This window comes from Bacteroidia bacterium (assembly GCA_016218155.1).
Lineage (GTDB): Bacteria > Bacteroidota > Bacteroidia > Bacteroidales > GWA2-32-17 > GWA2-32-17.
Map to the genome: position 1 here is coordinate 21,851 of JACREQ010000110.1, position 15,239 is coordinate 37,089.

General features: G+C 30.5%; 11 protein-coding genes. 7 read left to right on the forward strand and 4 right to left on the reverse strand.

Features of this window, described 5'->3' with window-relative positions; all coding sequences use genetic code 11:
• Positions 1 to 9 precede the first annotated feature (9 nt).
• The 7 genes from HY951_18580 (at position 10) to trmD (ending at position 7,297) form a co-directional block, all read left to right on the forward strand.
• A complete protein-coding gene (locus HY951_18580; GenBank protein ID MBI5542069.1) occupies positions 10 to 393 on the forward strand; it encodes a hypothetical protein in 384 nt (127 codons plus the stop codon).
• Positions 390 to 1,364: a biotin synthase BioB gene (gene bioB, locus HY951_18585; GenBank protein MBI5542070.1), complete on the forward strand. Its 975-nt coding sequence runs from the start codon at positions 390 to 392 to the stop codon at positions 1,362 to 1,364. Before HY951_18580 ends, bioB begins: the two co-directional genes overlap by 4 nt.
• On the forward strand, positions 1,364 to 2,650 hold the full coding sequence (locus HY951_18590; protein ID MBI5542071.1) for an adenosylmethionine--8-amino-7-oxononanoate transaminase: 1,287 nt from the start codon (positions 1,364 to 1,366) through the stop codon (positions 2,648 to 2,650). Before bioB ends, HY951_18590 begins: the two co-directional genes overlap by 1 nt.
• A 4-nt stretch (positions 2,651 to 2,654) precedes the next feature.
• Positions 2,655 to 3,815, forward strand: coding sequence for an 8-amino-7-oxononanoate synthase (locus tag HY951_18595; GenBank protein MBI5542072.1), 1,161 nt, complete (start codon positions 2,655 to 2,657; stop codon positions 3,813 to 3,815).
• Positions 3,816 to 4,496, forward strand: coding sequence for an ATP-dependent dethiobiotin synthetase BioD (gene bioD / locus HY951_18600; protein MBI5542073.1), 681 nt, complete (start codon positions 3,816 to 3,818; stop codon positions 4,494 to 4,496). It abuts the gene before it with no gap.
• A 132-nt stretch (positions 4,497 to 4,628) separates the two neighbouring features.
• The gene (locus tag HY951_18605; GenBank protein ID MBI5542074.1) at positions 4,629 to 6,272 is read left to right on the forward strand and encodes a DUF4139 domain-containing protein; all 1,644 of its coding nucleotides are present in this window, start codon (positions 4,629 to 4,631) and stop codon (positions 6,270 to 6,272) included.
• A gap of 341 nt (positions 6,273 to 6,613) precedes the next feature.
• Positions 6,614 to 7,297 (forward strand): tRNA (guanosine(37)-N1)-methyltransferase TrmD, encoded by a 684-nt coding sequence (gene trmD / locus HY951_18610; GenBank protein ID MBI5542075.1) that lies wholly within the window; start codon positions 6,614 to 6,616, stop codon positions 7,295 to 7,297.
• Here the strand turns inward: trmD and HY951_18615 are convergent.
• The 4 genes from HY951_18615 to HY951_18630 form a co-directional block, all read right to left on the reverse strand.
• On the reverse strand, positions 7,294 to 9,822 hold the full coding sequence (locus tag HY951_18615) for a tetratricopeptide repeat protein (GenBank protein MBI5542076.1): 2,529 nt from the start codon (positions 9,820 to 9,822) through the stop codon (positions 7,294 to 7,296). The genes trmD and HY951_18615 overlap by 4 nt on opposite strands.
• Positions 9,823 to 9,905: 83 nt before the next feature.
• Entirely contained in the window at positions 9,906 to 12,068 is a 2,163-nt protein-coding gene (locus HY951_18620) for a tetratricopeptide repeat protein (GenBank protein ID MBI5542077.1), read from the reverse strand.
• Positions 12,069 to 12,087: 19 nt separating this feature from the next.
• Entirely contained in the window at positions 12,088 to 14,445 is a 2,358-nt protein-coding gene (locus HY951_18625; GenBank protein ID MBI5542078.1) for a tetratricopeptide repeat protein, read from the reverse strand.
• Between the two features lie 4 nt (positions 14,446 to 14,449).
• Positions 14,450 to 15,239 (reverse strand): SpoIIE family protein phosphatase (locus HY951_18630; GenBank protein MBI5542079.1); only part of this gene is annotated, 790 nt, incomplete at its 5' end.

Below are 15,239 nucleotides of genomic sequence, written 5' to 3' on the forward strand. Positions count from 1 at the left end.
TGCAAAATAATGCAAACTCAGAATTTACATATTTACAAATCACTCAACTTCTCGCGTTGGAGCCGGAAAGCCTATGCATCATTTATTTCTATTGGAAAAGTTGTAAAAATTTCAACATTAAAAGCTGAAGTAGCTCAGGGTTTTATTAAAAAATCTAAATCTTTTACTGAAATAGAATTATTTTACAACTTTGCTAAAGAAGATGAAAATAACGAACATGAATATATTGTCAGTACTTTAATTCCAATTACTCTAACAACACAACAATCACAACTAAATAATTATCAATCCAGTAAATCTAACATTTTAATAATAAAAATATTTTCATTATTTATTAGCGTAAGCATTTGTTTACGCTTTTTTTATTTCACAAAACTCAAAATTAATTTATGAATATTCAAGAAATTGACAATCTCAAAAATTGTATTTTAAAAGGTGGTACCATAAGTCCAGAAGAAGCTTTAGACCTTTCAAAAACAGAAGATATAGAATACCTATGTAATGCTGCTAACGAAATTCGAATTCATTTTACAGGTAGCTTTATTGACTTATGTTCTATTACAAATGCACGTTCAGGTAAATGCCCCGAAAACTGTAAATGGTGTTCACAATCAGCTTTTCATAATACAGACATCGAAATTTATGACCTTATTGATAAAGAACAGGCACTTATTCAGGCAAGAAATAATCATAAAAAAGGTGTGCATAAATTTTCTCTTGTAACAAGTGGCAAAACAGTTTCAGATTCAACACTGGAAAAACTACTAGAAATCTATTCTGATATAAAAAAAGAAATGAATATTCATTTGTGTGCCTCAATGGGATTACTTAACAAAGAGCAATTAAGCAAATTGAAAGATGCAGGAATAGTGCATTATCATTGTAATCTTGAAACTGCTCCTTCATTTTTTAATAATCTTTGTACAACACATACAATAAATGAAAAGCTTCAGACTATTGAATGGGCAAAGGAAGTTGGACTTGAAATTTGCAGTGGCGGAATAGTTGGAATGGGTGAAAGTATGGAGCAACGAATCGAATTAGCTTTTGAATTAAGAAAAATCGGAGCAAAATCAATTCCATTAAACTTTTTAAACCCGATAAAAGGAACTGCTCTTGAAAATGCAAATCCTTTATCAGACGATGAAGTAATAATTACAATAGCACTTTTTAGATTCATAAATCCGGATGCAAATATTCGTTTTGCCGGAGGAAGAAATATGATTTCACACCTTGAAGAAAAAGCTTTAAATTCAGGTATAAATGCAGCACTTGTTGGTGATTTGTTAACTACCGTAGGAAAAAACATTGATGAAGATATGGAGCAATTCAAAAAACTGGGATTTAACACAAATAAGAAGTAATGAAAACTGAAGAAATCAAAAGTAATCTGGATTTTGACAGGGAACATATTTTGCATCCTTATACATCAATGAATGACCCACTTCCGGTTTACCCTGTAAAATCAGCAAATGGTGTTTACATTGAACTCGAAACAGGAGAAAAATTAATTGATGGTATGTCATCATGGTGGGCAGCAATTCATGGCTATAATCACCCGGTTTTAAATGATGCCATAACAAATCAGTTAAACAAAATGGCTCACATAATGTTTGGTGGTTTAACTCACGAACCTGCCATAAAACTTGCAGAAAAATTAATTGAAATTTTGCCAGATAACCTAACTAAAATATTCTTCTGTGACTCAGGTTCCGTTTCTGTTGAAGTTGCAATGAAAATGGCATTACAATATTGGCATTCAAAAAACAAATCTGAGAAAAAACATTTTGCAACAATTCGCTCGGGTTATCATGGTGACACATGGAATGCAATGTCAGTATGCGATCCTGAAACTGGAATGCATCACATTTTTAAGGAAAGTTTACCTGTACAGTATTTTATTCCACAACCAAAATCCAGATTTAATGCTGAATGGAATCCTACAGACATTGAGACATTAAATGATTTATTTGAGAAAAAACACAAAAACATTGCAGCATTAATTCTGGAACCTATAGTACAAGGCGCAGGTGGAATGTGGTTTTATCACCCTCAGTTCTTAATTGAAGCCAGGAAACTTTGTGATAAATATAATTTATTGCTAATCTTTGATGAAATAGCTACAGGATTTGGACGTACTGGAAAACTTTTCGCATGTGAACATGCAAATATTAAACCCGACATAATGTGTCTGGGAAAAGCAATAACAGGTGGTTATATGAGTTTTGCTGCAACAGTATGCACAAATAATATTGCAGATATAATTTCAAGCGGAAATCCTGGCATATTTATGCATGGACCAACATTTATGGCAAATCCGTTAGCATGTGCCGTATCACTTGCTTCTATTAAGTTACTGCAAAATTCTGACTGGGAAAATATCATTTCTAATATTGAAACTAAAATGAAAGAATGGTTATCACCAGCATTAAAATTTGATTCAGTAGCAGATGTAAGAGTTCTTGGTGCTATTGGGGTTTTAGAAATGAAAAATAATGTAGACATTAAAAACTGTCAGAAAGAATTTGTAAAACTTGGAGTATGGGTTAGACCATTTGGAAAATTAATCTACATAATGCCACCATTTATAATAAAAGATAATGAGTTAAAAACATTATGCAACGTTATTTTAAATATTGCTAAAAATTAAATAAATGTCAACTAAAAGATACGAAGAAGCTTTAGCTAAAATAAAAGAAAACAATAGCTATCGCATGTTACGTAAAACAGTTAAGTCTGGAAAAAACATAAACTTTGAAGGTAAAGATTATTTAAATTTCTCATCAAATGACTATTTAGGCATTTCTTCAGATATTGAACTATGGAATAATTTTCTTCAAAATAACATTACTAATGAAAATACTTTTAGCGGAAGCAACTGCTCGTCACGATTATTAACAGGCAATTCCGAACATTATTCAATACTTGAAGATTACTTAGCCAATTTATATAAAAGAGAAGCGGCATTAGTTTTTAACAGTGGTTATCATGTAAATATTGGAATACTTCCTGCCCTTACAACAAAAAACGATTTAATTATTGACGACAAACTTGTACATGCAAGTATCATTGACGGAGTAAGGCTTTCGGAAGCAAAGAAAATAAGATATAAACACAATGATCTTGAACAACTAGAAGAAATTCTAAAAACAGAAAGGCATTTACACGAAAATGTATTTATTGTTACAGAATCAGTATTCAGTATGGATGGTGATTTAGCTGACTTAAAAAGATTAGTAGAATTAAAGAAAAAATACAATGCTTTCTTATACATAGACGAAGCTCATGCCATTGGTACATTCGGCGAAAAGGGTCTTGGACTTGCAGAAGAGTTTGGATTAATTTCTGAAATAGATTTTATTGTGGGCACATTTGGTAAAGCAGTTGCATCTCAAGGTGCATTTGTAATCTGCAGTTCACTATTCAGAAACTATTTGATAAATAAAATGCGGTCCATTATTTTTACTACTGCCCTCCCACCCTTTTCACTTATGTGGACACATTTTATTTTACAACAAATAATAAAAATGCCGGAACAACGAGCACATTTAATGAAACTAAGTGAATATTTTAGAAATAAAATATCTTCTTTGGGATGCGAAACAAATGGTTCAAGTAATATTGTACCACTCATAGTTGGCGAAAATGACAAATGCATTATGCTGGCTGAATATCTTCAATCGAATGGCATCTTTATACTACCGGTAAGACCACCAACTGTACCAGAAGGCACAGCACGATTGAGATTTTCGCTCACTTCACAAATGAAATATTCTGAAATTGATAAAATTATTGAACTTTTAAAAAAATATTAAATGTCTGGCAAAACAATTTTTATTTCAGCAATTGATACAGATGCTGGAAAAACAATAGTCACAGGATTACTGGCATTAAGCTTAAAAAACCGTGGACTAAATGTTATCACACAAAAAATTGCCCAAACAGGCTGCAATAATATTTCAGATGACATATTAAAGCATCGTGAAATTATGGGTGAAGAATTAAATGAATTTGATAATATCAGACTTACCTGTCCTTATATATTTAATTTCCCTGCATCTCCACACTTATCTGCAAAGCTTGAAAACACTGAAATAAATACAGAAGAGATTTCTTCTGCAACAAATGAACTAGAAAAACATTTTGACTACATTTTATTAGAAGGTGTTGGTGGTTTAATGGTTCCGTTAAATACTAATGAATTACTAATAGATTATATTTCAAATAAACAATATCCATTAATTCTTGTAACATCTGGTAAATTAGGAACTATAAACCATACTTTATTAAGTTTAGAAGCAATCAGAAGAAGAAATATTGAGCTTAAAGCAATAGTTTACAATAATTACATAAATACAGACAAAATTATTAATTCGGACACAAAAGAGTTTTTTAAAAATTATTTAAAAAAAGATTTTCCTGATTCACAATTAATTGAAATAGAGAAAATAAGTAAATGGACAGATTGTAACGCTTTCAATAGTTTTAACATTTAATTTTTAGCTTATTATAAAATTAATTACCTGTAAAATACGAAATCTAAAATATTTCCGTTTTTCACAAAAATAAATTATATTGCTATAAGTTACACTTCTACAAATAAATAATTAACCTATAAATATTTTTTTATGAAAACTCTACTTATTACAGCAATTGTTATGCTTGCGTTTTACATTAGCCCTGCACAAATCCAACCAAAAGAAGTAAAATCTGAAATTAAAGAAGCTAAGATTTTTCTGCTTGGTGCTGAAATTACCAGAAAAGGTAAAATAAATTTACTGGAAGGCTCTACTAAATTGCTTTTCTCACATCTATCAACAAAAATTGATAAAGAGAGCATACAAGCTAATTTTGGTGACGGGGTAAAAATTACCAATGTTGAAGCAGAGCTTAAAACAATAAATTTAAAATCGAAAGACAGTCTTAGAATAGCAAAACTTCAGGATAGTATTATCTGGTATAATAAAAACAATAGGCAAATTAACTCTAAACTTACTACAATTGAAGGCGAAGTTGATGTTATTAATGTAAATAAAATACTTAAGAATAATACTGGTGGCACTACTGTTGCTGAAATTGAAAAGTTATCCGATTTCTACAGAAAAAGAGTTTCAGAACTTAATCAGAAAATTTATGAATTAAATGAGCAGATTACTGATAATAATAAAAGAATTAAAATTGTTACAGATACAATTACTTCACTATCTATTGTTAGAAAAGATACTTGGTTTGAAATTGCAGTAACAGTTCAGACTTCAAAACCTGTGACAGGTGATTTTACATTATCATATCTTGTTGGCGGCACAGGCTGGTCTCCTACTTATGATATTCGTGTAAAAGAAATAACAGGTCAGATAGACATGGAATACAAAGCAAAAGTATTAAACCAGACAGGTGAAGACTGGGAAAATGTTAAAATTTCATTCTCGTCTGCAATGCCCACAGAATCGCAGGAAGCACCAAGTTTAGAACCCTGGCGATTGAATTTTAACAACAGAACAGATTACGAAGGAAGATTAAATGAATTCAGACCAAATACAATCAATAAAATTGAAGCACAAAAAAGAAGTGGAAACCTTGCATTACCTGAGGGTGTTGAATTTGCTGAAGTTGAACTTTCACCAATTGCTTTCGAATTCAAAATTGATGAATCTACTTCAATCCCTGCTTCAGGAAAACCTTATATGATAAGTATAACAAATTACAAGCTTCCTGTTTCTTATAAATATGTTGCTATCCCGAAAGTTGATCCTGCTGCATTTTTAGTAGCAGAAGTTACAGGTTGGGAAGATATGAATCTTATTGAAGGTCCGACTAATATTTATTTCCGTGGTACATTTATGGGACATTCATATATTAAACCTCAGTTAGCAAATGACACTTTAAATATCTCATTAGGACGTGATAACAGAGTAATGATTAACAGAGTAAAAGTTGAGGACAGTAAAGGCGATAAACTTATCGGAACAAATAACCGTGAAGAATTTACTTATAAAATTTCTGTACGTAACACAAATCCAGGAAATATTAAATTTACTTTAATTGACCAGGTTCCGGTTGCTCAAGACGACGACATTAAAGTAGAATTACTTGACCTTTCCGGAGCAGAAAAAGATGAATTTAATGGAAGATTAAAATGGAAATTTGATCTTGCTACAAAGGAAGCTAAGGAATTTACTGTAAAATTTGCTGTAAAATATCCTAAAAACAAACAGGTTAAGATAAGATCTGACAATAGAATTGCCAAATACAGATCAGCAAGATTTTTATAAATCCAATAAAAGTCTCAAAGAGTATTATTTGCCGGATCAGAGTTCTTGATGACATTTATTCCATTTTACAACCAAAATGTAGTATAATAAAACGAAGGATCTAGTTTATTTCCATTACTAGATTCTTCGCTGCGCTCTGAATGACATACTAGTTGACTATTAATACGATAAGCGTTTTGTCATCCAGAGTGTAGTGTAACGAAACGAAGGATCTAGTTTGAATTTAATTTATTTTTAAAACTAGATTACCTTCAGTGAAAAAGTTCTTCACTTTTCCGCCGCGGCGGACGGAATGACAAAAAAATAATTTATTAGATTATCTTTGCAAAAAGCCAAAGAAAATGCGTTTCGATATAATTACCGTTCTACCAGAACTGCTTGAAAGCCCTTTTAACCATTCTATAGTTAAAAGAGCCAAAAATAAAGGTCTTGTTGAAATTGGCATACACAATTTGAGAGATTACTCAAAAAACAAACAAAAACAGGTTGACGATTATCCATTTGGTGGCAAAGCCGGAATGGTACTAATGATTGAACCTATTTACGATGCAATTAATCATTTAAAAAGTCTTCATGATTACGACGAAATTATTTACACTTCTCCTGACGGTGAAATTTTTGATCAGAAAATGGCGAACACACTTTCACTAAAGAAAAACATATTAATTCTTTGCGGGCATTATAAAGGTATTGATCATAGAATTCGTGAAAATCTAATTACCCGTGAAGTAAGTATTGGGAACTATGTTATGACTGGAGGTGAGATGGCTGCAGCAGTTATGGTTGACAGCATAGTAAGGCTTATTCCGGGTTCTATTGGTGACGAATCTTCTGCCCTCTCCGACTCTTTTCAGGATGACTTATTAGCACCACCTGTTTACACACGCCCTGCTGAGTTTAATGGATGGAAGGTTCCAGAAATATTACTTTCAGGTAATGAAGCTCAGATTGATAAATGGAAACACGATCAGTCTGTTTCAAGAACAAAAGAATTAAGACCGGATTTATTAAAAGATGAAGATTAAATTCTTATTCCCAAAATTGTTACATCATCTATCTGCTCTCCATTGCCTCTCCATTCTTCGAAAGCAGTTTCTATAATAACTTTCTGTTCAGACATTGGCAGATTGTTATTAGCTAACAATATTTCTTTAAATTGTTTGTACATAAATTTTCTACTCTTAGGTCCACCAAACTGATCGGCAAAACCATCAGTAAACAAATAAACACAATCGCCTTTTTCAAGTTTAAAATCATTATTTTTAAAAGGCTCCATATTTATATGAATAGAAATAGGCATTTTATCGCCTTTTATTTCAATCAGCTCATTATTTCTCAATATATACAACGGATTGTTAGCTCCGGCAAATTGCATCTCAAGATTTTCCTTATTAATTGTTATAAGAGCTATATCCATCCCATCCTTTTGCTCACCCGATGTGCCTTTTTGTTTTAATGCATGAATTATTTCCTTTCGTAATCGTTTTAAAACTATTGCTGGATTTGTCATGTATTCCTTAACAACAATTTCACGTAAAAATGAAATACCAAGCATACTCATAAAAGCACCTGGAACACCATGTCCTGTACAATCAGCAACTGTAATAATTAAATGATCTTCAATCTCTGCCCACCAGTAAAAATCTCCACTTACTTTATGTTTTGGTCTGTATATAACAAAATGATCAGAAATTGTATCTTTTATCAAATCAAGGCCAGGTAATACGGCAGCCTGTAAACGAGTAGCGTAATCTATACTTTGCGAAACCTCATTATGAATAAATTCTATTTCTTCTTTCTGAGTTATTACTAAATCTCTCTGAGCTTCTATTTCATCGCGCTGAGTAGATATTTCTTCATTTTGTTGATTAAGCATGAAGTTCTTTTCATCTACCATTTGTTTTTGCTCCTCAATAATACTTTTTTGTTTTCTTGTTATTCTAAGTGAACGAAGAATTATAAATGCTATTATTACTAATAGTATTAATCCTGATACAACAAATAAAATAATAATTTTTTGCTTTTTACTTTCAGCTACCTGCCTGCTTAATTCAATATTTTTTATTTCCAAGACCTTACTATTTGCAATACTATCAGTTGCAGCTTGTTTTTCGTACTGATACTGGAAATATTTCATCTGAACAAGTTTCTGGTTTTCATCTTTACTGATACTATCTCGCATTGAGATATACTCGCCAAAATATTGTCTTGATAATTTATAATTACCTTGTTTAAAATATATTTCTTCTAATAATTTTGCTGCATCTCTTATATCCTGAACATAGCCTGTCTCTTTTGCTAAATTATACTCTCTTTTGGCATATGTTAAAGCTTTAGTTATATCATTTCTTTTAATATATATTTTTCCAAGATTATTTAGGGATGCAGCTATTCCGCTTTTTTCTCCCAGTTCTTCGTTTATTTTTAAACTTCTGTTAAAATATTCCAAAGCTTTTAGATAATCACCTTCTTTGTCGTAAATAACTCCAATGCTTACTAAAGAAGCTGAAATTCCACTCTTATCTCCTATTTCTTCTCTAATTGCTAAACTTCTTATATTATAATCAAGTGATTTTTTTAGAAGACTATCACTTTTAATTGTATTTTTATTTATAATGGCTTTAACTGCTTCATCAGAATATACAATTCCAATATTATTAAGAGCTAAAGAAACACCACTTTTATCACCAATTTCATCGTATATTTTTAGCGCTTTATTATAATATTCAAGAGCTTTTAATATATCATCCTGATCTGAATAAATATTTCCAATATTAATATGAGCACCTGCTATTGCACTTTTATCACCAATTTCATCAAGAATCTTTAGACTTTTGTTATAATATTCAATTGCTTTTGTGTAATCTCCCTGTCTGTCGTATATAATACCAATTGTGTTTAAAGAAAATGAGATTCCACTTTTGTCACCCAATTCTTCATCAATTTTTAGACTTTTATTATAAAACTCTAAAGCTTTTGGAATATCACCCTGATTATAATAAACAACACCCATATTATACAATGTTGTTGAAATACGACTCTTGTTTTGCAAAGCCTGACTTATTTTTAAGCTTTTATTATAAAATTCCAATGCTTTAACATAATCTCCCTGAGTCGAATAAATAAGACCAATACTATTAAGCGAGTAAGAAATTCCAACTTTATCATTTATATTTTCTCTTATTTTAAGGCTTTCATTATATTTTTCAAGGGCATTTGCATAATCACTTTGTCTGTAATAACTTAAACCTTTTCTAAATATAAAATTCGCCTTATATTTAAGACATGTATTTTTAAAGTTTGAAGATGGATTTGATGAAAGGTTTTTTTGAGCTATTGAAAATAACTGTTCGTCGAATTTATTAATAAGAGTTTCATCAGTTTCTTCTTTTACAATAGCATCAAGAATTCTTAAACGAATGGAATCATGACTTGCACTTTTTAGCTTTAACTTTAATGAATCAATAAATCTATTATTCTGAGCTTCAGCAAATAACGAAACCGAAATAAAAAAAACTGCAATTAAAAATTTTAACTTGGTAAGTTTCATCTTTCAAAAATAACTATAAAATTAATAATATTTTAAGAAACTATTATTAATCATAATTATAAGATTAGTTAAAATTATCAGATTTAACTTATTCTCATTCCTAAAACAGTAATATCATCAATTTGCTCATTCTTTCCTTTCCATTCAGTTAAAACTGTTTCAAGAATTAAACACTGTTCTAGCATTGACTTATTGTTATTATTTAGAAGTAATTCTTTAAAATGTTTATACATAAATTTCCTGCCTTTCGAACCTCCAAACTGGTCGGCGTAACCATCTGTAAACAAATATACCGAATCTCCTTTATTTAATTTAAATTCATGATTTGTAAAATCATTCATCTGTGGATAAATTGCTATAGGCATCTTGTCACCTTTAAGTTCAATCATTCTATAATTGTCATTCAGAGGCGTAGCCGAAGAATCTATTTTATTAGAATTAGATTTTACTTCGCAATAAAGATGTTCTTCACTTTCGTTCAGAATGAGAGAAGAAATAATGTATAAAGGATTATTTGCACCTGCCCATTGAGCTTCATTTGAATCTACATTAACAACTAGTAAAGAAATATCCATCCCATCCTTTTGCTCACCCTGCACACCCTTTTGCTGAAGAGCATTAATAATTTCAAGTCTAAGCTGGTTTAATATCTGGTTGGCTTTATTTATTTCCTGCTTTTGTACTATTTCATTCAAAAAACTTATTCCAAGCATACTCATAAATGCTCCGGGAACACCGTGACCTGTGCAATCTGCTACAGCAACAATTAGCAGATTATTAATTTTTATTGTCCAGTAAAAATCACCCGAAACAATATTTCTTGGTTTAAAAAATATGAAATGATCACCTAATACAGATCTAGATATATTACTAACCGGCAATAATGCTTCCTGAATACGTTTTGCATAATTTATACTATCTGTAACCTCTTTGTGTATTTCCTCAATCTTCTCCTTTTGATTTATAACAAGGTCTCGTTGAGCCTCAATTTCATCACGCTGAGCTTCAATTTCGTCGCGCTGAGTTGAAATTTCTTCTTTTTGTTGCTGAATTTCTTTATTTTGTTTTCCTAACAAGATATTTGCTCTCTTTTTTTGCAAAAACAACCGGAATAACACAAAAGAGAACACTAAAAAAACGATTAATCCTACAACGACAAAAATAATTATTACACGTTGTTTTTTCATTTCGGAACTTTGAAGTTCTTTCTCTTTTCCAAGTTTTTCTATCTCTAACTGTTTCTTTTCAGTCTGATAACGTGTTTCCATTTCAGTCAGCTGCTCATTTTTTTCAGCATTAAACAAGCTATCATTTAATACAATATATATATTATTATATTTTAGTGCTTTTTTATAATCCTTTAAACTATCATAAGATTCTGAAATAATATCGCAAATTCCACATTCCAGATATTTATCATTAATTGCCTGTGAAATTGTTAGTGCTTCAGTAGCATTCTCCACAGCATTCTTATAATAACCTCTAATATTATTCAGATTTGCAATATTTGCCAGAACCATCGCCTGGCCCTTTTTATTACCAATCTCAATATTAACCTCATATGCACTTTGATAATTCTTAATGGCAGAGTTTATATCTTTTTGCTTCTCATACATTCGTGCTATATTATTATAACACCCTGCTATATTAAGTTTACTGTCAAGTTCAATAAATAATTTTAATGCGTTTTTGTAATTAGACATTGCCTCATTATATTCTGACTTCATTTTATGTACATTCCCAATATTTATCAAACAAACAGCAACACCTAATTTATCACCTATTTTCTCTTCTACCTTCAACGATTTAATATAATAATATAAAGCTTTTTCGAAATTTTTCTGATAATAATGTACAGTACCAATACTAGTAAGACACTTCGATTCAATATTTAAATCTTTTAATTTAACTGATGTTTCTAAAGCAAGTTGCAAATTCTTTAGTGAATTAACATAATCGCCCAATTGAGTATAAACGAGCCCGATATTTTGATTAATTTCAGCTATTCCATGTTCGTAGTTTAACTTCTTTGAAAGTTCTAATCCTTGTTTACCAAAACTTATTGCCTTCTCAGGATCAGAAGAACATAGCGAAACACATAAACTACCAAGACAATTAACTTTTAAAGTATCTTCTTTTTGAGTTTTCAGATTAACTAATAAGCTATCTATTTTTTTCTGATTCTGGCTATAAGTAAAAGAAGAGAATAACAAAATACTAAACAATAAAACAATATATTTATTCATAATAATAATATTTATCAGATTATATCTTTAAACCCATAACAGTAACATCATCTATTTGTTCGCGACTGTCTTTCCATTCTTCAAAAGCTTTTTCTAGAATTTCTTTTTGTACCTGCATTTTATAATTACTGATATTAATTAACACTTCTTTAAACTGTTTATACATAAATTTCCTGCCTTTAGGTCCACCAAACTGGTCGGCGTAACCATCAGTAAACAAATATACCGAATCTCCTTTATTTAATTTAAATTCATGATTAATAAAATCATTCATTAACGGATAAATTGCAATTGGCATCTTGTCACCTTTAAGTTCAATTAACCTATAATTGTTATTCAGAGGCGTAGTCGAAGAATATATTTTACTAAAATTAGATTTTACTTCGCAAGAAAAATGTTCTTCACTTCCGTTCAGAATGACAGAGGAAATGATGTATAACGGATTATTTGCTCCTGCCCATTGAGCTTCATTTGTTTCGACATTAACAACAAGTAAGGAAATATCCATTCCATCCTTTTGTTCACCATGTACACCCTTTTGCTGAAGGGCATTAATAATTTCAAGCCTAAGCTGATTTAATATATGGTTAGCTTTATTTATTTCCTGTTTTTGTACTATCTCATTCAAAAAACTTATTCCAAGCATACTCATAAATGCTCCGGGAACACCATGACCTGTACAATCTGCAACCGCAACAATAAGAAAATTATTAATTTTAATTGCCCAATAAAAATCACCTGAAACTATATTTTTTGGTTTAAATAAAATAAAATGCTCACCCAGTAAAGATCTTGCAGAATCACTTACAGGTAACAAAGCTTCCTGTATTCGTTTTGCATAATTTATACTATCAGTAACCTCTTTGTGAATTTCTTCAATTTCTTCTTTTTGAATTGTTACAAGATCTCTTTGAGCTTCAATTTCATCGCGCTGTGTTGAAATTTCTTCTTTTTGATTATTAATTTCTATATTTTTTTGCTTTAATAATATATTTGCTTTCTTTTTATTTTTAAATGCATAATACGAAACCCCGGCAACAACTACCATTAACAGAAATCCGGCCAGGCCACCAAAAGTGTACATTCTTTGTTGTTTTATTGCCTGTTCATGAGCTAAACTATCTTTTGTTGCCTTAATCTCATATTCTATTTGAAATTGTTTTTTATAAATTGCTTTCTTATTTTCGTGATTTACAATACTATCACGCATCTGAATATAAAGCTCATACATTTCAATTGCATTCTTATATTCACCTCTTTTTTCATGTATATTTTTCAGTAAAATTGCAGCATCCTTAATATTCTCAGGGAACCCTAATTCTTTTGCTACCTTCAGACTAAGATTTGCATATTTAAATGATTCATTAATTTTATTTTGCTTCAACATCAAAGATGAAAGAGACTCATAAGAAATAGCTATACCAACCTTATTATTAATCTCCTCACGTAATTCCAGAGCTTTTATATAACAATCCAAAGCTTTCTGCTGACCTTGTTCATAACATATTGCAGTAGTTTCAGTACAAAAAGGATCTCCATAGGTTTCGTATAGATTCCCAAGGCTATTCATAGAAGAAGCGATTCCTTCTTTATCACCAACTTCCTCTTGTAATTTAATGGCATTATTTAAATATTCAATTGCTTTTATATGACCTTTTTTCATGCGTTCAGTCTTAGAACCAGTAAAAAACAGCTCGCTTTGTGAATTATATAAAAAAGCAATATTTGAATAACATATTGCAATGCTAACCTTATCATCAATTTCTTTATTAATATTTAACGCTTTATTGTAATATTCAAATGCCTTTAAATATTCTCCCTGACTATCGTATACAAATCCGATATTGTTATAAGAAGTTGCAATTCCTGATTTATTATTAATCTTAATTTGAAGTTTTAATGCCCTATGATAATATTCAAGTGCTTTAGGTATGTTTCCTTGCTGACGAAAAATCATACCAAGATTTAGTAACGAACCAGCCATTCCAATTGTATCATGGTTTTCATACTGGATAGGTAATGATTTATTAAAACACTCAAATGCATTAAAGATGTCACCTTGTTTTTCATATAAATAACCAAAATTATTTAAAGCAACTGCATAACAACTTAAAAAGAATTTTCTTTCGTTATTGTTTGTTGATTTTAAATTCTTAGCAGAAATATCAAGTAATTGTTTATTGTATTTAGACCATATTTTCTCATCATATTCGGCAGTTATCAGCTCATTAAGAACTACACATCTAACAGTATCTTCTTTTGCATTTACAAGAACTAACAGCAAAGAATCGATAGTTTTTGTATTTTGTGTTCTTGCCGAAAAAACGGTAAAACACATTATAACAATTAACAAATATTTTTTAAAATTCAACTTCATTGGTTCACATTTTAATTCCTACAAGTGTAACATCATCAATCTGCTCAAAACCATTTGTCCATTTTTCAAATGCGTTTTCAAGTATTACTTTTTGCTCTTGCATTGAGATAGCACTATTATGAACAAGCAATTCTTTAAACTGCTTATACATAAATTTCCTACCTTTTGGTCCACCAAACTGATCGGCGTAACCATCAGTAAACAAATATACCGAATCTCCTTTATTTAATTTAAATTCATGGTTTGTAAAATCATTCATTACAGGATAGATTGCAATTGGCATTTTGTCACCTTTGAGTTCAATTAACCTATAATTGTCATTCAGAGGCGTAGCCGAAGAATATATTTTACTAAAATTAGATTTTACTTCGCAAGAAAAATGTTCTTCACTTCCGTTCAGAATGACAGAGGAAATGATGTATAAAGGATTATTTGCACCTGCCCATTGTGCTTCATTTGTTTCGGTATTTAAAACAAGTAATGAAATATCCATACCATCTTTCTGTTCACCGGATACACCTTTTTGTTGAAGGGCATTTATAATTTCAAGTCTAAGCTGGTTTAAAATCTGGCTTGCTTTATTTATTTCCTGTTTTTGAACTATCTCATTTAAAAAACTTATTCCAAGCATACTCATAAATGCTCCGGGAACACCATGACCGGTACAATCAGCTACCGCAACAAATAACAGATTATTTATTTTTGTTGTCCAGTAAAAATCGCCAGAAACAATATTTTTTGGTTTAAAAAGTACAAAATGCTCACCCAACACAGACCTTGCCGAATCGCTGACA